17 protein-coding genes are annotated in these 18269 nt (G+C 38.2%); 11 read left to right on the top strand and 6 right to left on the bottom strand.

What is annotated here, in order from left to right:
- Nucleotides 1-40 precede the first annotated feature (40 nt).
- Nucleotides 41-1720, top strand: a complete 1680-nt coding sequence (locus QDI94_RS02755; protein WP_278866928.1) for a retron Ec67 family RNA-directed DNA polymerase/endonuclease — start codon at nt 41-43, stop codon at nt 1718-1720.
- Nucleotides 1721-2113: 393 nt separating this feature from the next.
- Here the strand turns inward: QDI94_RS02755 and QDI94_RS02760 are convergent, their stop codons facing one another.
- From QDI94_RS02760 to QDI94_RS02770, 3 genes are all read right to left on the bottom strand, one after another.
- The gene (locus QDI94_RS02760) at nt 2114-2491 is read right to left on the bottom strand and encodes a TnpV protein (RefSeq protein WP_278866931.1); all 378 of its coding nucleotides are present in this window, start codon (nt 2489-2491) and stop codon (nt 2114-2116) included.
- Nucleotides 2492-2633: 142 nt separating this feature from the next.
- Entirely contained in the window at nt 2634-3221 is a 588-nt protein-coding gene (locus QDI94_RS02765) for a helix-turn-helix domain-containing protein (protein ID WP_278866934.1), read from the bottom strand.
- Nucleotides 3218-3436: a hypothetical protein gene (locus tag QDI94_RS02770; protein WP_278866936.1), complete on the bottom strand. Its 219-nt coding sequence runs from the start codon at nt 3434-3436 to the stop codon at nt 3218-3220. Before QDI94_RS02770 ends, QDI94_RS02765 begins: the two co-directional genes overlap by 4 nt.
- 407 nt (nt 3437-3843) lie before the next feature.
- Between QDI94_RS02770 and QDI94_RS02775 the strand changes: the two genes are divergently transcribed.
- The 4 genes from QDI94_RS02775 to QDI94_RS02790 all read left to right on the top strand — a co-directional run bounded on the left by QDI94_RS02775 (nt 3844) and on the right by QDI94_RS02790 (nt 6791).
- On the top strand, nt 3844-4281 hold the full coding sequence (locus QDI94_RS02775; protein WP_278866939.1) for a hypothetical protein: 438 nt from the start codon (nt 3844-3846) through the stop codon (nt 4279-4281).
- A gap of 193 nt (nt 4282-4474) precedes the next feature.
- The gene (locus tag QDI94_RS02780) at nt 4475-4918 is read left to right on the top strand and encodes a cell wall hydrolase (RefSeq protein ID WP_046432708.1); all 444 of its coding nucleotides are present in this window, start codon (nt 4475-4477) and stop codon (nt 4916-4918) included.
- Nucleotides 4919-4932: 14 nt separating this feature from the next.
- Nucleotides 4933-5640, top strand: coding sequence for a hypothetical protein (locus QDI94_RS02785; RefSeq protein WP_278866942.1), 708 nt, complete (start codon nt 4933-4935; stop codon nt 5638-5640).
- Between the two features lie 251 nt (nt 5641-5891).
- Entirely contained in the window at nt 5892-6791 is a 900-nt protein-coding gene (locus tag QDI94_RS02790; protein ID WP_278866945.1) for a hypothetical protein, read from the top strand.
- A gap of 59 nt (nt 6792-6850) precedes the next feature.
- On the opposite strand, the gene hemW is transcribed toward QDI94_RS02790, so the two are convergent.
- A complete protein-coding gene (gene hemW / locus QDI94_RS02795) occupies nt 6851-7951 on the bottom strand; it encodes a radical SAM family heme chaperone HemW (protein ID WP_278419625.1) in 1101 nt (366 codons plus the stop codon).
- A 249-nt stretch (nt 7952-8200) separates the two neighbouring features.
- On the opposite strand from hemW, the gene QDI94_RS02800 reads away from it, so the two are divergent.
- The 5 genes from QDI94_RS02800 (at nt 8201) to QDI94_RS02820 (ending at nt 13758) form a co-directional block, all read left to right on the top strand.
- Nucleotides 8201-9787, top strand: a complete 1587-nt coding sequence (locus QDI94_RS02800) for a peptide chain release factor 3 (RefSeq protein WP_278866948.1) — start codon at nt 8201-8203, stop codon at nt 9785-9787.
- 23 nt (nt 9788-9810) lie between these two features.
- A complete protein-coding gene (locus tag QDI94_RS02805; protein ID WP_278866951.1) occupies nt 9811-11214 on the top strand; it encodes an aminotransferase class I/II-fold pyridoxal phosphate-dependent enzyme in 1404 nt (467 codons plus the stop codon).
- A 61-nt stretch (nt 11215-11275) separates the two neighbouring features.
- A complete protein-coding gene (gene scfA / locus QDI94_RS02810; RefSeq protein ID WP_015523845.1) occupies nt 11276-11428 on the top strand; it encodes a six-cysteine ranthipeptide SCIFF in 153 nt (50 codons plus the stop codon).
- A gap of 81 nt (nt 11429-11509) precedes the next feature.
- A complete protein-coding gene (scfB, locus tag QDI94_RS02815) occupies nt 11510-12883 on the top strand; it encodes a thioether cross-link-forming SCIFF peptide maturase (protein WP_278866955.1) in 1374 nt (457 codons plus the stop codon).
- 65 nt (nt 12884-12948) lie between these two features.
- On the top strand, nt 12949-13758 hold the full coding sequence (locus tag QDI94_RS02820; RefSeq protein WP_278866958.1) for an MBL fold metallo-hydrolase: 810 nt from the start codon (nt 12949-12951) through the stop codon (nt 13756-13758).
- On the opposite strand, the gene feoB is transcribed toward QDI94_RS02820, so the two are convergent.
- Both feoB and QDI94_RS02830 read right to left on the bottom strand, forming a co-directional pair.
- Nucleotides 13750-15663, bottom strand: a complete 1914-nt coding sequence (feoB, locus tag QDI94_RS02825) for a ferrous iron transport protein B (protein ID WP_278866961.1) — start codon at nt 15661-15663, stop codon at nt 13750-13752. The two genes, QDI94_RS02820 and feoB, sit on opposite strands and share 9 nt — an antisense overlap.
- Before the next feature lie 14 nt (nt 15664-15677).
- Nucleotides 15678-15914 (bottom strand): FeoA family protein, encoded by a 237-nt coding sequence (locus tag QDI94_RS02830; protein ID WP_117519705.1) that lies wholly within the window; start codon nt 15912-15914, stop codon nt 15678-15680.
- A 465-nt stretch (nt 15915-16379) separates the two neighbouring features.
- On the opposite strand from QDI94_RS02830, the gene QDI94_RS02835 reads away from it, so the two are divergent.
- Entirely contained in the window at nt 16380-18266 is a 1887-nt protein-coding gene (locus QDI94_RS02835; protein ID WP_278866964.1) for a dockerin type I domain-containing protein, read from the top strand.
- The last annotated feature ends 3 nt before the right edge of the window (nt 18267-18269 follow it).

The following is an 18269-nucleotide window of genomic DNA, read 5'->3' on the forward strand; positions in this document are numbered from 1 at the left end:
TGAGTTGTTGCACGCTTATTTCTTTTTCGAGGTAAAAAGAATGAAGTTTAATGAAATACAATCACGTAACCAACTGGCGGACTTTTTAGGAATACAGAGAAAAACATTGACATATGTTCTCTTTGAAGCAAGAGTAGAGTCTTTCTACTCTTCTTTTGATATACCCAAAAAAGATGGAACTTTGCGTAATATTTATGCTCCCTCGGGTGCACTAAAGATTATACAACGCAAATTAACAAATGCCCTATACGAATATCAGACACTACTTCGAAAAGAAAACGGCATTAAGGCTAATATTTCTCATGCTTTTGAAAAAAATAAAAGTATTGTTTCTAATGCTAGAATCCACAAAAATAAGCGGTTTATTTTTTGCGTTGATTTAAACAACTTTTTTAATTCATTTCACTTTGGTAGGGTTTTTGGATATTTTTTATCAAATCGTTACTTCAACTTGCCTAAAGAAGTTGCAGTAACTATCGCTCAAATTGCATGTTATAAGGGTATTTTGCCACAAGGTGCACCTTCATCTCCTATAATTACTAATTTAATTTGTCAAGCGCTTGATATTCATGTGTTAAAAATTGCAAAAAAATATAAATTAGATTATACAAGATACGCAGATGATCTAACTTTTTCAACCAATAATAAGGATTTTTTAGATAAAAAAGATGAATTTTTTGAAGCTCTAAAAAAAGAAATCGAAAAATCCGGATTTTCAATAAATGAAGAAAAAACTAGACTTATATATCGTGATTCACGCCAAATGGTAACAGGACTAGTTGTCAATCAGAAAATAAATATTCCACGTGATTTTTATAGAGCAACACGAGCCATGTTGCACACTTTGTATACGACAGGGGAATTTAAGGTAGATGGCGAAAATGGGACGATTGCACAACTTGAAGGTAGGTTGTCGTTCATAGATCAAATAGAGTTTTACTGTAATAAGCATGATATTAGCGGTGCAAAACATAATTATCGCTCACTATCCGGGAAAGAAACTGATTATAGGAATTTTCTTTTCTATAAATATTTCGTTGCAAACAAACAAATGCTTTTAATTACAGAAGGAAAAACTGACGTGCTATATATAAAAGCTGCACTCAAAAGTTTATATAAAGAATATCCCAAATTAATTACAAAAGATTCAAATGGAAAATTTCGCTATCATTTATCTTTCTTTTCACGATCAAGGCATTGGAGTTATTTCTTCGGGATGGGATTAGATGGTGCTGATGCGATGAAATCCTTATATAACTATTTTGTTGGTAAAAATGGATTAGATAATCTCTGCAATTATTTTCTAAAATATAAAACTGAGTTCTCGCCGCACCCGACCATTATGCTGTTTGATAACGAAAAGAATACCAAACGCCCGCTGAATAAGTTTATCGGCTATACCGAATTGTGTGAGCTAAAAAAAGAGCAACTTGAAAAAGAAAATTATGTGCTATTAGAACCAAACTGCAAGTTAAATTTGGTATCCGTTCCATTACCTTTGGGTAAAAGCGAGTGTGAATTGGAAGACCTTTTTTCTGAAGAAACTTTAAATATTGAAATTGGAGGCAGAAAGTTTTCTAGGAAGGACGAAAATCCACAAAAGTATTATAACAAAGATATATTTTCCAAATACATATTTCAAAATTACGAAAAAATTGATTTTACTGGCTTTAAGCCCCTACTTAATATTTTGAATATGCTGAATGAATCAAACGGGTAGATAACTTTTAAATATTTTGCGTTTGATTTCTAAAAGTTATCTTTATACTGTTTATGTTATCGCCTATAAAGCTGAGAAACTACAAAAAGTTGAGGTTAAGTAGGAAAATGAAAGAATTAGATGTCGTAAGATTGACTGCAAATTATAACGATTTGCCAGTTGTAACTGAAGGCACTATCGTTTTAGAATACGATGGCACTAATTTTGAGGTTGAATTTTTTTGATTCAAATGGTGCTACCATAGGTGTATTTTCAACTACAATTGATGTGTTGGAACTTGTAACAGCGGTATAACAATATTGGCATAAAATAATATAATAACTTTGACCATCAGTAAATATGTTAAAAGCGACAGCAGGTCTCCCAGTTGTCGCTTTTCTATATATTAGATACCTATTCAAACACCACCTCTTCGTTGATAATCTCAGCCGCTCTGCTACGGATATTGTTCATTTGCCGCACCCAAGCCATTGGGTCGGCGGATTTGAGTTGTTCGGTTACGCCTTCTTTTTCGGCGTATTCTTTTACCAGCCGGAGAAAAAGTTGTTGTGCCTGCTCTTCGGTATCGGCGAGGTGGGAATGGAGCTTGCCGGATGTGAGTAAATTATAGTACAGCACCTTATGATGTTGTTTCAAATATCGTTTGTGCCTTAATGCCCACACGCCGATATTACCCGTTTCTTTTTCCGCCGGTAAAGCTAGGTTCGGCAGTAGATAATCGCCTTGTTGCGTGTATGCACCGCCGAGTTGTTCAAATAATGTGTCAGTCATAGTAAAAACCTCCTTTGATACTTAAATTGTATCAAAAGAGGTTCTCTTTTTCGAATGTGCGATTTATGAATTTGTAAATTTTGCCTGTGCCAAAAATTACAGTGAACATTTCCAAATCTGTGCCACTTTTTACAGCGAATAATCACTCTTTTGTTTTAAATCCTCGTATAACTTGCCAACGAGGGAATTCTTGAAGCGCCCGGATATGCCAATCAGATTTTCGGGTGATAGTGCGAAAGTATATTGAACAGCAGAATTCTATCAAGTAGACTTTCGGAATGTGATTCATATTGTTTCTTTTGAATGCTTTAAGATGTCCTTTCTTGCACCAATTATTGATTGACGTTGTGCCGTAGCCGATTACTTTTGAAATTTCGCTCGCGGTCAGCACATCGGGATATTGTGCAAAAAGCTCCGTGTAATACAGCTTCATATTTTCAAGAGTCTGTTCGGGTACTTCGGCGCTCATTTTGACGGCATAATTCCCCTTGTACCAACCTGCCGGTGCGGAATAGGATTCGGGAAATACTTTTCTCTTTTCAAGATATGTAATAACATCCGCCTTTTTGATTTTGTAACAGCGAGTTTTCTTGCCCGTGTATTCGCACGGTATCTTTCCGCTTCGCAGCAGATACAAAGCCGTTGATTTACTGATGTGGCAGATTTGATAGAGTTGGTCTTTGGTAATAATATCGGGAATCGAATCCCAGTTGATTGCGGTTTCATTCATAGCAATACACCTCGAAAATATTTTTGTCGGTGTGGGTTTTTCCCGTGTATTGCCGTTGTTGGTATGTTTATTCTGTTCTTTCCGCAGTTCTTTCCAAAATAGTGCCTGTTCTTTCCAAAAACAGCGAAACTGCCGTTATTCGAACTTTCCTTATTTCTCGGGATTTCTGCGGTGCAACCGCCAAAAAAGCCTTTAATATCAAGCATTTTCGGCAAATACAAAGTCGCCCGAAACCACCTTCAAAAATCACTAAACAACCATTGACCTATAAAACTCGAAATCATGATGCCCCTTGAGGGACGAGGGTTCGAATCCCTCCGTCTCCGCCATAAAAAACACCGTAGTTCTGTTAGAATTACGGTGTTTTTTTGCTCAATATCAATAGTCGGGGGGAAATCCAAAAAATTCGAGTATATGATATTTACAAGTGGCTAATTATTTTCACGCCCTGTATTTATTGATAAGTATAATCTAAAAATCCTGTTATGATTGCAGTCCCACTTCTTTTTGATATTCATTGCATTCTAACTTGGTAATATTCTGATTTGTAATAAATCCTAAACACGGTGGAAAGTTCTCTGAAGTCTTAACGGCAGAAGAATGGCGGAAATTCACGCACGCTATGTCAACAGGACTTGATTCGGGATTAAGAATAAATGATAACTCAATTCTTGTTGAGTGTGAAGAAAACTCAAAGTATCAATACAAATTAGTCATCTACGACAATACTTTTGACGATAATCCTTTAGAAAAGGTTTATGCAATCGGAAATATAGATTATAATAAAACCGATGGCAACAAAATCGCAAATTTTATAATTAAATTAGAGGAAAACAATTATGATAGCAAGAAAGTATTTAGACAAAAAAGAACCCAGAATATTTTTAAGAAGTCAGGGTACCAATTACCCAGCCGACTTAAAAATTCGGGTCCTGATATCATTATACGCACTATTGATGATAGTGTCAATAAAAAATCAATAATATTACTCAAAGCATACAATTTATCTGATGGTTCGGTGATTGGCAAAATAGCCCTGCAAAAGCAAGTAAAGCGGTAGACAGCAACAGCTAATCTGAATAAATGTTGTAGTTGGCATCTCAAAAGATTATCGAACACCGTCTGAGTTGCTACTATAAAACAGAATTTTCTGTCTGTGTGAATAACACATTTATCGCAAGCTTTTTCTTTGTAACAACAAGTTATTTTATGCATAAAATATCATTGAATAAAATAACGGTTGGTGAAAAAAGGTGGCATTGAGTACAAGAGAATTGCTTGCAAGGCTTTTAAAATGTGAGGCAGGTGGGGAAGGTGAAAACGGAATGCGTGCCGTTGCATCAGTAATTGTAAACCGAACCCGTGTTCCAAACGGGGAATTTGCAAGAGTCAGCAAGGGCGGAGATTTCCGTGCCATAATGGAACAACCAAATCAATTTACCTGTCTTAAAACAACTGTCGGAGGACAATATAATCCTCAGAATGTTTACAATATACGCCCTGACGAAATTCACTATAACATTGCCGATTGGGCATTGGCGGGCAATACCGATTCATCTGTCGGAAATTCAATTTTCTATTTTAATCCATTTTCAGATACCTGCCCAACATTTTTTCCGTCAAACAACGGAGTAATTTACAACAGGGTAGGGGATCATTGCTTTTATTCGCCTACCGAGGCTTATTCCAAAACATAAAGGAGCATAGCTTAATGGATAATTCTTCAAATATGGCAGTTAATACAACTCCTACGGCAAATCAGATTAATCCCGAACATCATTACGGACTTGACAAAAACAAAGCCTGCCTCAACAATTCATGTCCGTCAAACACAGCGGATATCGGATGTTATATTCCTGCGATTGACGAAATTATGCGACATAATCCGGGTGCACCGTCTGTTGCACACCCCGATAAGACAGAAAAAGTTCAAAAATCAAATGACAATCCCTCGCTTGAACAGGCAGAAATAGCATATGAAGAGGGCGGAAGTACATCAGAAGAACAACCTGAAAATATAAATAAATACAGCGGAAGTCTTCAAAATATACCGTTCATTAAGGACTTAAAAAAAATAGATGCATCTATACCTGTTTTGCCTGTAACCCCTGCTACAACGGCGAGCCCCGGTGCCACCGTTGCAACGCCGATAAGGCAGAATATTGGAATGTCGATGAGTGATTATCAATATCCGTTTCCTGTAACAGCCGAAAATCTGAGATATCACAACGGTTTTATGCGAACACAAATCGGAAGAAGAATCACCGTTGATTTTCTCATGGGAGCAAACACAATTGTTCAGAAAACAGGCTATCTTTTAGGTGTTGCCCAGGATTATATCCTTATAAATGAGATTGACACCAACGACATCACAACCTGTGATTACTACAATATAAAATTTATAAGGTATTATTACTAAACCACAGCGGCAAAAACTAAAGTTTATAGTTTTTGCCGCTGTTTTATTGTCATTATTTGCGAACTGTACATCATTTCATTATTTTAACATATAATTTTCTATAGTGTAAAAAATTAAAAAATTGTAAGAAACATTGAATTATTGCTGTAATTTGTGATATAATGTGAGCGTTGATGTTATCACTTCTCAATAAACAAACAACAGGTAGCTATAAGACCTGTTACATATTATTTTATCTTGGAGGAATCACAATGAAATTCTGTAAATATTGCGGAGCACAGCTTGAAGACAATGCTGTTTGCAACTGCGAAAAGTCAAGAGCCGCTCAAGCACAGGCTCAGCAGGCAAATGCACAGGCACAGCCTCAGTACCAGCAGCCTGTTCAACCACAACAGCCACAGTATCAGAACCCTGTTCAGCAACAGTATGCACAGCCGCAAAGCCCACAGACACAGCAGTCGCCTTATGCCGTAAATAACACAGCACCCATTGGGGAAAATGCTTTTGTTAAGGCTTTAAAGAACATTCCTGTTGTGTTCACTTCATTCTTTAAGGATTCCAAAACTGTTATCAAAACAGCAAAGTCTGAAAAAGACATCGTTCTCGGCGCTCTTTTCTTGGCAATTTTCTTTATTGCACTCATTCTTGGCAATATGTTTCTTATGCTTTCTATGAGCGGACTTGATTTTCCGAAAACACTTCTTGTAAGTCTTGTTACTGCTGTCCTTATCGGCGGCTTCTATTCTGTTATTCTCTTTGCATATGTAAAGAAATACAAAACCGAAGAAAACACAGCCAAAGCATTTATTGATTCATTCATCACATTTTCAATTGAATCTATTCCGGCATCAATCGGTTGGATTTTGGCAGGTCTTTGCGCGTTAATCAGCGTATATATGTTCCTGTTCTTCTTCGTAATCGTTATGCTTTACCTTGTTATTTCACTTGTAAATCAGGTAAAAGATAATGTTCCCGAAGCAAAGAACTCTGCATTATTCACTTTAATTCTCACACTCATCGTTGCCGTTGCATTTATGATTGTATTCTTCATCGGCGCAGAACTTACTATGTGGTCATTTAACACAAGTACATTTGCAACAAGTGTTCTTACATCGCTCATCGGCGGCGGTTCATACTCTTCATTGTACTAATCTGACATACAAATTCATAACATAAAATTAACGCTCCGAATTTATTCTCGGAGCGTTTTTTATATCAGTTCACTGATTATTGAATTTGAAACAAGAAAACCTTTCGGTGTAAAGCTGATTGACTTATCCGTAACATTTGTATAGCCGTATTTTTCATACTCTTTAGCTTTTTTGATAATGTAAGAGGGGAGGGTGTATCCGAATTTTTCCTCAAATTCAGAATAATTAAGACCGCTTTTCAGCCTGAGCGAGAGCATAATAAATTCCTCCTCATCTCCGCCCGTACCTTCAAAAGACAGCTTATTGTTATTAAAATCATCCATGCTTCTCGAATAAAAGAACCTTTTGCCCTCAAAAAATGAGTGTGCGGACGGACCTATGCCGATATATTCACCGCATCTCCAGTAATTGGTATTATGTCGGCTTTCATAACCCTGTTTTGCAAAATTAGAAATTTCATATTGCTTGTACCCGAGAGAATCAAGCATTTCAACAGCTTTCAGATACATTTCAGCCTGCATATCATCATCGGCAAGCTTAAGTTTATTTTGCACCTTATAAAACGGAGTATTCTCCTCGATTTTCAAAATGTATGATGAAATATGAGTAACTTTGCAATCGGCACAGAAACTGATTGATTTTTCAAGGCTTTCAATTGTCTGATTAGGGATTCCCATCATCAAATCAAGTGAAATATTATTAAATCCCGCACTTTTAGCCCTTTCAACAGAAGTCTTTGCATCATCAATGCTGTGAATTCTCCCAAGCAGCCTTAATTCATCTTCAACAGCAGTCTGCATTCCCATTGAAATGCGATTGAATCCGCAGGCATACATTTTTTCAAAATCAATAGTTTTGGCGGAGTCGGGATTGACTTCAACCGTAATCTCGGCATTATTTTGAATATTAAAATTAAACTTGATAAAATCAAGAATATCACAAAGTCTGTCTGCACCCAAAACACTCGGCGTACCGCCGCCGAAATATACGGTTGCAACATCTCTTTTGGCTTTTTCAGACCAGTATTTTATTTTATCTTTTAATTCAATCACATAATTATCGAAAGCATTTTCATCTGCATTGCCGCTGAAAAAATCGCAATACGGACATTTGTGCTTACAAAATGGTATGTGAATGTAAAGACCGATAGAATTACTCATAAAAAACCTCATAAATGATTTTGAGGCAGAAACACAAGTTTCTGCCTCGATTTGGAAGGTATATGAAAAAATAGGAAAAATCACATTAAGTCCTTCTGTACCAATATATTACAATATATTTACAAATTTGTCAAGTTTTTGTAGCAATTATTTTTCTCACATTTTCTTCATTCTTTATTGACATATACCATCCAAAAATAGTAAAATATAAAATTGTGGATATACTTAACCTCCGAAGGGAAGAAAGATATGAGTTCATTTAAAGAAGAAATCAGCAAGCGCAGAACCTTTGCGATTATTTCGCATCCTGATGCGGGTAAAACAACACTTACGGAAAAGCTCTTGCTCTACGGCGGAGCAATTAACCTTGCAGGTTCGGTAAAAGGCAAAAGAACCGCAAAGCATGCTGTGTCCGACTGGATGGAAATTGAAAAACAGCGTGGTATTTCTGTTACATCATCGGTTTTGCAGTTTAAATATAACGGTTATTGCATAAATATTCTTGACACACCGGGACATGAGGACTTCTCTGAAGATACCTACCGTACACTTATGGCGGCAGACTCTGCCGTAATGGTAATTGACGGTTCAAAGGGTGTTGAGAAACAGACTATCAAGCTTTTCAAGGTCTGTGTAATGCGTAATATTCCTATCATTACATTCATCAACAAGATGGACAGAGATGCCAAAAATTCTTTTGACCTTCTTGAAGACATTGAAAATGTTCTCGGAATTCACACCTATCCCGTAAACTGGCCAATCGGTTCAGGTAAGGAATTCAAGGGTGTGTATGACAGAAATTCTAAGAAAATCCTTGCTTTCACCGCTAATAACGGTCAGAAAGAAGTTGAAAAGAAAGAACTTACGCTTGACGATCCTGCCCTTGAAGATACAATAGGCTACTATCATAAGCAGGATTTGTTTGATGAAATAGAACTTCTTGACGGTGCAGGCGATGAATTTGACCTTGAAGCAGTCCGCAACGGTCAGCTTACTCCTGTATTTTTCGGTTCGGCTCTTACAAACTTTGGTGTTGAACCATTCCTTGAACAGTTCTTACAGCTCACAACTCCACCTCTGCCAAGAGAAACAGTTAATGAAAAGGTTGAGCCTATGTCAGACTTTTTCTCTGCATTTGTTTTCAAAATTCAGGCAAACATGAATAAGGCTCACCGTGACAGAGTTGCATTTATGCGCATCTGCAGCGGCAAGTTTGAAAAGAATATGGAAGTGTTCCATGTTCAGGGCAACAAAAAAATGCGTCTTTCACAGCCACAGCAGATTATGGCTCAGGAAAGAGAAATTGTTGACGAGGCATATGCGGGCGACATCATCGGTGTGTTTGATCCGGGCATTTTCTCAATCGGTGACACAATCTGTTCACCGGGACACAAGGTAAGGTTCAGGGGAATTCCTACATTTGCTCCCGAACACTTTGCACTTGTCCGTCAGAAAGACACAATGAAGCGCAAACAGTTCATCAAGGGTACAAGTCAGATTGCACAGGAAGGTGCAATTCAGATTTTCCAGGAGCTTGATGCAGGTATGGAGGAAGTTATCGTTGGCGTTGTAGGCGTACTTCAGTTTGATGTTCTTAAATATAGACTTCAAAACGAGTACAACTGTGATATCATTATGGAAACACTCCCATATGAATTTATCCGTTGGATTGTAAACGATGACATTGATCCGAAAACTCTCGACCTTGCGTCCGATACTAAGAAAATTCAGGATCTTAAAGGCAATCATCTTTTGCTCTTTACAAGCTACTGGAGCATAAACTGGGCGCTTGAACACAACAAGGGACTTGAACTCGCTGAGTTCGGTACAAACTAAATATTTAAAATATCGGAGGATATATGCTGTACGACAAGCTTAAAAATTATTCAAAAAGCGGCATATATCCTTTTCATATGCCCGGACACAAAAGAACGGACATTACAGAAGAGGGTATAATACCGTATAATATCGACATAACCGAAATTCATGATTTTGATAATCTCCATTCACCAAACGGAGTTATTGATGAAATTCAGAAAAAGGCTGCAAAACTTTACAATGCAAAAAATGCTTTCATTCTGATTAACGGTTCAACAGGCGGAATACTTTCAGCAATTCGCTCAATGACAAATCAAGGCGACAAGATCTTAATGGCTCGTAACTGCCACAAATCTGTATATAATTCAGCAGAATTGTTTAATCTCAATGTCGATTACATTTTTCCCGATACAGACAGCAGATACAATATTCTTACATCGGTTTCACCTTGCGATATAGAAGATAAACTTACAAAACACAATGATGAAATCAGACTTGTGATCATAACTTCGCCTACATATGAAGGAGTTGTTTCGGATATAAAGTCAATCTCCGAAATCTGTCACAAACACGGAGCAAAATTACTTGTTGACGAAGCTCACGGAGCGCATTTTCCGTTTTCGGACAGTTTTCCCGATGAAGCACTTAACTGCGGTGCAGACGCCGCAGTATTGAGTCTGCACAAAACTTTGCCGTCATTAACTCAAACTGCATTGCTCATAACAAATGACAGCGAGCTTTCTGAAATTCTTGCTGAAAATTTGGCTGTATTTGAAACAAGCAGTCCGTCATATATTTTAATGAGTTCAATCGAAAAATGTCTTGATTTCTGCGAAAACAGCAAAGATAAATTCAAGGAATATTGTTGCAATCTTAAAACGGTCAGAGAAAAACTTGAAAATCTAAAATATCTGAAAATTTATGATAAAAGCGATACTGATTTTGATTATGATATCGGCAAAATTGTAATTTCAACAGCGAACGCAAATATTTCGGGAACAAAGCTTGCCGAAATACTGCGAAATAACTATCAGATTGAAACCGAAATGGCATATTCGGACTATGTAATTGTCATGACATCTGTTTGTGACACCGAAAAAGCTTTTGATATGCTTTCAGACGCTCTGATTTCAATTGACAGCGAACTTTCAAAAGGAGCCGACACCGAGCGTGTTCCGTTAAAAAATCTCTATACAGGTAAAAATTTCAATGCCTGCGAGTTGTACAAATTCAACAAAGAAACTATTCCGTTTCAAAATTCGGAATTCAGAACTTCTGCCGAATATATCTGGGCATATCCACCCGGAATTCCCCTCATCGTACCCGGTGAAATTATAAGCAAGGAACTTATAAATTACATTGAATATCTTTCAGCCTGCAAGGTTGAGATTATGTCAACAAAAGGCGGTATGACGAACTACATAAGCGTAGTTAAAAAAGATTGACAAATCAATGACTGTGTGATAATATTAAACTAACAAAATCTAACAAGGAGTTTGATTTATTATGAAGAGAATTAAAACTATCGAAACTCGTGACCTTAAGAAGAGCGTTAAGACAGGCGGTTGCGGCGAGTGCCAGACTTCATGTCAGTCAGCTTGTAAGACATCTTGCGGCGTTGCTAACCAGCAGTGCGAAAAGTGCATGAGCGAGAAATAATTCTATTTTAATTTGATTATTAAGGATTATCGCCGTTTTCCCAAAGGGTTAACGGCTTTCCTTTTGTCTAACGGAGATATTATGATTCATCAGTATAAACTTAACGGATACAACATAGTTCTTGATGTTTACAGCGGCAGTGTACACGCAGTCGATGACCTTGCTTATGATGTTATTGCAATGTACAAAAACGCAACAAAAGAACAGATAATCGACGAAATGCTTTCAAAATATGCAGACAATCCTGAGATTACAAAAGAAGAAATCTCCGACTGCATTGAAGATGTAAAAGAGCTTGAGGAACAAGGAAAGCTCTTTACAGACGACAAGTACGAAAACCTTGCATTTGACTTTAAAAAGAGAAACACAGTAATCAAAGCGCTTTGTCTGCACATTGCTCACACCTGTAACCTTAACTGCGAATACTGTTTTGCAAGCCAGGGCAAATACCACGGCGAGAGAGCGCTGATGAGCTTTGAAGTGGGCAAGAGAGCAATTGACTTTCTCATTGAAAATTCAGGCAGCAGAGTAAACCTTGAGGTTGACTTCTTCGGCGGAGAACCTCTTATGAACTTTGATGTTGTAAAGCAGATTGTTGCCTATGCAAGAAGCATTGAAAAGGAACACAACAAAAACTTCCGTTTTACACTTACAACAAACGGTATGCTTGTTGATGACGATGTAATTGAATTTGCAAACAAAGAATGTCACAATGTAGTTCTCAGCCTTGACGGCAGAAAAGAAGTGCATGACCATCTTCGCAAAACTGTAAACGGCAAGGGCAGTTACGACATTATCGTTCCGAAATTTCAGGAATTTGTCAAAAAAAGAGGCAACAAGGGTTACTATGTAAGAGGCACTTATACACATAATAACACAGACTTCACAAACGATATTTTCCATATGGCGGATTTGGGATTTACAGAGCTTTCAATGGAGCCGGTTGTATGTGCTCCCGATGACCCGTATGCACTTACATATGACGATTTGCCTGTTCTTTTTGAGCAATACGAAATTCTTGCAAAGGAAATGCTCAAGCGTGAAAAAGAGGGCAGACCGCTCACCTTCTATCACTACATGATTGACCTTACAGGCGGCCCTTGCATTTATAAGAGAATCTCGGGTTGCGGTTCGGGTACAGAATATATGGCTGTAACACCTTGGGGCGACCTCTATCCCTGTCATCAATTTGTAGGCGATGAAAAGTACAAGCTCGGCGATATTTTTAACGGTGTTTCAAACACAAAAATTCAGGACGAATTTAAGCTTTGTAACGCATACGCCCGTCCTGACTGCAAAGACTGCTGGGCAAGACTTTATTGCAGCGGCGGTTGTGCCGCAAACGCTTATCATGCAACAGGCTCAATCACAGGTATTTACGAATACGGCTGTGAGCTTTTCAGAAAAAGAATGGAATGTGCCATTATGATGAAAGTTGCAGAAGCAGAAGAATAAAATTACAATAAAATTTTCAGGCAGATACATTTTTCTTGTATCTGCCTGTATTTTCGAGGTGCTGTATGAACGAAAAAATTATTATGCTCGGCACAGGAAGTGCGATGGTTACCGACTGTTATAATACCTGTTTCCTTCTGAAATCCGAAAACGACTGTCTTCTTGTTGACGCAGGTGGCGGAAACGGAATTTTATCCGCAATTAAGAAATCCGGAGTAGCTTGGAACAGCATAAAGACAATGTTTATTACTCATTCTCACACCGATCATATTTTAGGTGCCGTGTGGGTAATAAGGCAAATAAGCGCTCTTATGAATTCAGGCAAATATGACGGTAATTTTAATATTTACTGCCACGATGAATGTGTTGATTCAATCACGGCAATTTGCAACCACACACTTGCACCGAAATTTCTCAAAAATATCAATACTAAAATTTTCATCAATGAAGTAAAAGACGGTGAAAAACAAAATGCCGGCAGTATCCGACTCACTTTCTTTGATATATTTTCAGACAAAACAAAGCAATTCGGATTCAAGGCTGTTTTTCCGTCAGGAAAAGTTCTCGCCTGTCTCGGTGATGAACCGTTCAATGAAAAATGCAGAAATTTTGTTCAAAACTGTGATTATCTTATGTGTGAAGCTTTTTGTCTTTACAGTCAAAAAGATATTTTTAAGCCTTACGAAAAATTCCACAGCACAGCACTTGATGCCGGAAAACTTGCAGAGAGTCTTTTTGCAAAAAATCTTATCCTGTATCACACCGAGGACGAAACACTTCAAACACGCAAAAGAACATATACTTCAGAGGCAAGAACAGTTTTTAACGGAAATATATTTGTTCCCGATGATTTTGAAGTTATTGACTTAAAATAATCTCATAACACCTGCTGTAATCATACAAAGCACAATTCCCATTGCAGTAGGCAAAGCCATAGAAACAAGCGTCCATTTAAGGCTGCCTGTTTCTTTTTTTATTGTCAGACAGGTTGTTGAACACGGATAATGAAGAATGCAAAGAATAATCGTGCATACAGCCGTTGTAATTGTCCAGCCGTTCATACTGAGTAGCTGAAACAGCTGATCGTAGCTTGAATAATCAACAAGAGTACCGCTTGCCATATATGACATAATTATAATCGGAATAACGGTTTCATTCGCAGGAAATCCAAGTATAAATGCCATTATTATAACGCCGTCAACCCCGATAAATCTGCCGAACGGATCTAAAAAGTCAGTACAATATTTCAAGAGTGAAACATCACTTATATGCACATTTGCAAGAATCCAAATTATCGCACCTGCCGGAGCAGCAACCGCAACAGCCCTTCCTAAAACAAATAAAGTTCTGTCCAACAGCGAACGGACAATAGTTTTTAAAATCTGCGGTTTTCTGTACGGCGGAAGTTCAAGCACAAATCCGGACTGTTCGCCTTTCAATATTGTGACTGAAAGCACCTTAGATATAACAAGTGTTATAAAAACGCAGAAAACTATTATTCCAATCAACAATGCCGCTACCTCAATCGAACTGCTCAGCGTAAATGCCGTACCTGCAAAGAACATTAGCAGTAATGCAATAATTGTGGGAAACCGTCCGTTACACGGCATAAAATTATTTGTAAGAATTGCAATCAGCCGTTCCTTGGGCGACTCAATAATTCTGCATCCCGTAACTCCACAGGCATTACAGCCAAGACCCATTGCCATTGTAAGGCTCTGCTTTCCGTGAGCACCGCACTTTGAAAAATGCCTGTCAAGATTAAATGCAATTCTCGGCAGATATCCCGAATCCTCAACAAGCGAAAATAGCGGAAAGAATATAGCCATAGGCGGCAGCATTACAGATACCACCCATGACAGAGTTGTATAAACTCCGTCAATCAAAAGTCCCGTTACAACATCGGGGGCGTGTAAAAAATTAAAGAGAACATACAGTTTTTCTTTTATAAAACCGAACAAACTGCTTAACCATTCGCTCGGATAATTTGCACCGACAACCGTTATCCAGAACAATATGCCAAGCATTGCAAGCATAATCGGTATTCCTGCGGTTTTGCTTGTAAGTATTTTATCAAGCTTTCTTGTACAAGCATTTAACTCTGATTTTTCATATTTTACACAGTTATTTGAAATTTTGCTGCCGGTCTGCGAAAGCTTTTCAATATTCTGTTTGTAGTTTTTTTCGGATAGTATATCAACACCTTCAAAATTCCTTTTTACCCTAAAACATTTTGTCTTTCCGCTGCATACATTATAGATTGCTTCTTTTAATTCATCCAGACCTTTTTTGTCTGTTGCACAGGTTTTCACAACAGGTATTCCAAGGTTTAGCGATAACTCGTCGCAGTCGATTTTTATGCCGTTCTTTTCAGCCTCATCACAAAGATTAAGACAAAGAACAGCATTCTTTGTGACAGATAATACCTGCAATGCAAACGAAAGATTTCTTTCAATAACTCCGCAGTCAACTACTATTACAACACAGTCATTTTGATTTTGTATAAGACAATCCCTTGTTACCGCCTCTTCGCCCGAAAATGAAAGCAGGGAATAGCATCCCGGTAAGTCCGTAATACAAAATCTTGCGTCTTTGATTTTGCAACAGCCTTTTGCAAAATCAACTGTTTTGCCCGTCCAGTTTCCCGTGTGCTGTCTTAATCCTGTCAGCTCGTTAAAAATTGTACTCTTGCCGACATTAGGATTACCGGCAAGTGAAATTTTGTAATCGCAATCCGATACATCCTTTTTATTAAAAGATGATTTATCCGTAGAAAACAATAAAAAGCCTCCTTTTATTCAGGAGTAACAATGATATTTTTGCAATCGTTATTTCTCAGCGCCACAACGGCATTTTTAACAAGATACGCAGACGGATCACCGAACGGACTTGTAAATAAGGGAATAACAGGACTGTTCTCCATAATACCAAAATCAAATATTCTGTTTTTGATATTTTCATTACAGTTCACACGATAGACAATCCCCGTAACTCCAAGCGGTAACTTGTCAAGCGAACATTTTTCTTTCATCTGATTCACCAATTTCAACTTTTTATTAACAGGATATTCAATTCATACAACTGAGTTACACAAAAAGCCGGCCATAAACTAAACTTATATCGTACCTGAATAAACTCTGATATCAGAAAAATTTTAAGGAATTGACACGACTATAAACAGGTGTTATAATTAAATGCAGATTTAAAATGTATATAACTTAATATGGGTTTACGGTTCAAAATGCATCTTGCAGAGTAGATAACAGAGAATTCGGTGAGAATCCGAAGCAACAGTCATTACTGTATTTGGCATTGCCATAAGTCAGGTCGCTGTCCGTATGCCTCGGATTTTGCAAATCTTGGACAGGGAAGAGGTGCAGCCGACCATATCTATACAGACTTTTGGCCTGTATGGTTTTGTTTGTTGTGCCTTCCAAAACGGAAGGCTTTTTATTTTGCCTTTCGATATACACAATACAATATGGAGGAAAACATTATGAACAAATCTTTTAAAAAAATCCTCTCAATTGTACTTTCTGTAATGATGATTTCGTCACTTATGACGGTTTCACTTTCAGTAAGCGCAGTTGAAGACGGAAAAGTAAGAGTAATTGTCAGAAATGATACATACTCAGTAGAAAACGGCGCTCCGTGGGACGGCGTTCTCGTTGACGAGTGGGTAAGCATTGATAATGACTCTACTATGATGTCAGCGGTTGTTGACGCACTCAACAATCACGGCTACACACAGGAGGGTGCTGAGAGTAATTACTTCTCATCAATAAACGGTCTTGCTGCATCTGACGGCGGTGCAATGAGCGGTTGGATGGGAACACTCAACGATTGGTTTACAAACTACGGTTTCGCTGATATTACCGTTGCAAGCGGCAACCTTGAGAGCGGTGACGAAATCGCTATTATGTATACTTCAAACGGTTACGGCGAGGATATCGGTGGTACATGGGCAAATAACGATACAACTGTTAAATCGGTTGAAATCACAGGTGCCGAGCTTACAGGCAAATTTGATCCGTCTGTAACAGACTATACACTTACAATCGGCACACCGTCAGCTGATGTAAATGTAGTTCCTACTGCAACTAACAAAAACTTCCAGACAAGAAAATATAAGAATGAATATCTTCCTTCTGACGACAGTGTGTTTTACAAGAGAAGTCAGACGGTTAATGTTTCTGACGGTGACAAAATTATCATAGGTTGCGGTGATACTGCATGGCCGTCAATGAACACAAGTGAAGGTGGTACTGTATATACATTCACAGTGAAATATGCTCCTTCCGCAGCTGACACAGTTTCAAATAAAATTGACGAGGTTGCAAAATATCTCGCATCACAGGATGCCCCCACAGTTTCTTCAGTAGGCGGCGAGTGGACAGTCCTCGGTCTTGCAAGAGCAGGTAAAATCACAGACGAAATTGCAGACAGTTACTATCAGAATGCAGTTAAGTATGTTGAAGAAAAGGGTTCTGCAAAGCTTCACAATACTAAATCAACAGACAATTCAAGAGTAATCCTTGCACTTACGGCAATCGGTAAGGATGTTACGGATGTTGCATCATATAACCTTCTTGAACCGCTTGCAGATATGGATTATGTTAAGAAGCAGGGTATCAACGGTCCTGTCTTTGCACTCATCGCACTTGATACGGGCGATTATGAAATTCCGCAGACTGACGCCGCAAATCCCACAACAAGAGAAAAACTGGTACAGACAATTCTTGATGCACAGGTAGCAAACGGTGGCTGGACATTCTTCGGTACAACTGCAGATCCTGATATGACAGGTATGGCAATTCAGGCACTTGCTCCTTACTACTCAACAAACAGCGATGTTAAAGAAGCAATTGATAAAGCACTCGCAGTAATGTCAAACGCACAGAATGAAAACGGTGGATTTGCATCATGGGGCTCTGTAAACAGCGAAAGCTGTGCACAGGTACTCGTTGCACTTACAAGCCTTGGAATTGATCCTACAAATGATGAAAGATTCATCAAAAACGGCAACACACTCATTGACGCTATGATGAATTTCTCCGCTGAAAACGGATTCGGTCATACAGATACAACATACAATCAGATGGCAACTGAACAGGGTTTCTATGCTTTTGTTTCATTTGACCGTCTTGTAAACGGCAAAACTTCACTCTATGATATGACAGACCGACTTGCAGAAAATTATACCGTAGGCGATGTTAACCTTGACGGTACAGTTTCGGTTGTTGATGCAACACTTGTTCAGAAGGCAGTTCTCAGTCTGGAGATACTTTCAAAGGTTTCTAACATAAAAGCTGATGTAAACGGTGACGGCGTTATCAATATAGTTGACGCAACACTTATTCAGAAAATTGTTGTAAATGCTTGATTA

Origin of the sequence: Ruminococcus bromii, assembly GCF_928721825.1 — a bacterium.
GTDB classification, from domain to species: domain Bacteria; phylum Bacillota; class Clostridia; order Oscillospirales; family Acutalibacteraceae; genus Ruminococcoides; species Ruminococcoides bromii.

Excerpts from the sequence above, each read along its gene's own strand:
- QDI94_RS02785 (WP_278866942.1), top strand. The coding sequence starts at position 4,933 with ATGGATAATTCTTCAAATATGGCAGTTAATACAACTCCTACGGCAAAT.
- QDI94_RS02830 (WP_117519705.1), bottom strand. The coding sequence starts at position 15,914 with ATGAAAGAAAAATGTTCGCTTGACAAGTTACCGCTTGGAGTTACGGGG.
- QDI94_RS02835 (WP_278866964.1), top strand. The coding sequence starts at position 16,380 with ATGAACAAATCTTTTAAAAAAATCCTCTCAATTGTACTTTCTGTAATG.
- QDI94_RS02760 (WP_278866931.1), bottom strand. The coding sequence starts at position 2,491 with ATGACTGACACATTATTTGAACAACTCGGCGGTGCATACACGCAACAA.
- QDI94_RS02775 (WP_278866939.1), top strand. The coding sequence starts at position 3,844 with ATGTCAACAGGACTTGATTCGGGATTAAGAATAAATGATAACTCAATT.
- scfA (WP_015523845.1), top strand. The coding sequence starts at position 11,276 with ATGAAGAGAATTAAAACTATCGAAACTCGTGACCTTAAGAAGAGCGTT.
- QDI94_RS02800 (WP_278866948.1), top strand. The coding sequence starts at position 8,201 with ATGAGTTCATTTAAAGAAGAAATCAGCAAGCGCAGAACCTTTGCGATT.
- QDI94_RS02820 (WP_278866958.1), top strand. The coding sequence starts at position 12,949 with ATGAACGAAAAAATTATTATGCTCGGCACAGGAAGTGCGATGGTTACC.
- scfB (WP_278866955.1), top strand. The coding sequence starts at position 11,510 with ATGATTCATCAGTATAAACTTAACGGATACAACATAGTTCTTGATGTT.
- QDI94_RS02790 (WP_278866945.1), top strand. The coding sequence starts at position 5,892 with ATGAAATTCTGTAAATATTGCGGAGCACAGCTTGAAGACAATGCTGTT.
- hemW (WP_278419625.1), bottom strand. The coding sequence starts at position 7,951 with ATGAGTAATTCTATCGGTCTTTACATTCACATACCATTTTGTAAGCAC.
- QDI94_RS02755 (WP_278866928.1), top strand. The coding sequence starts at position 41 with ATGAAGTTTAATGAAATACAATCACGTAACCAACTGGCGGACTTTTTA.
- QDI94_RS02765 (WP_278866934.1), bottom strand. The coding sequence starts at position 3,221 with ATGAATGAAACCGCAATCAACTGGGATTCGATTCCCGATATTATTACC.
- QDI94_RS02805 (WP_278866951.1), top strand. The coding sequence starts at position 9,811 with ATGCTGTACGACAAGCTTAAAAATTATTCAAAAAGCGGCATATATCCT.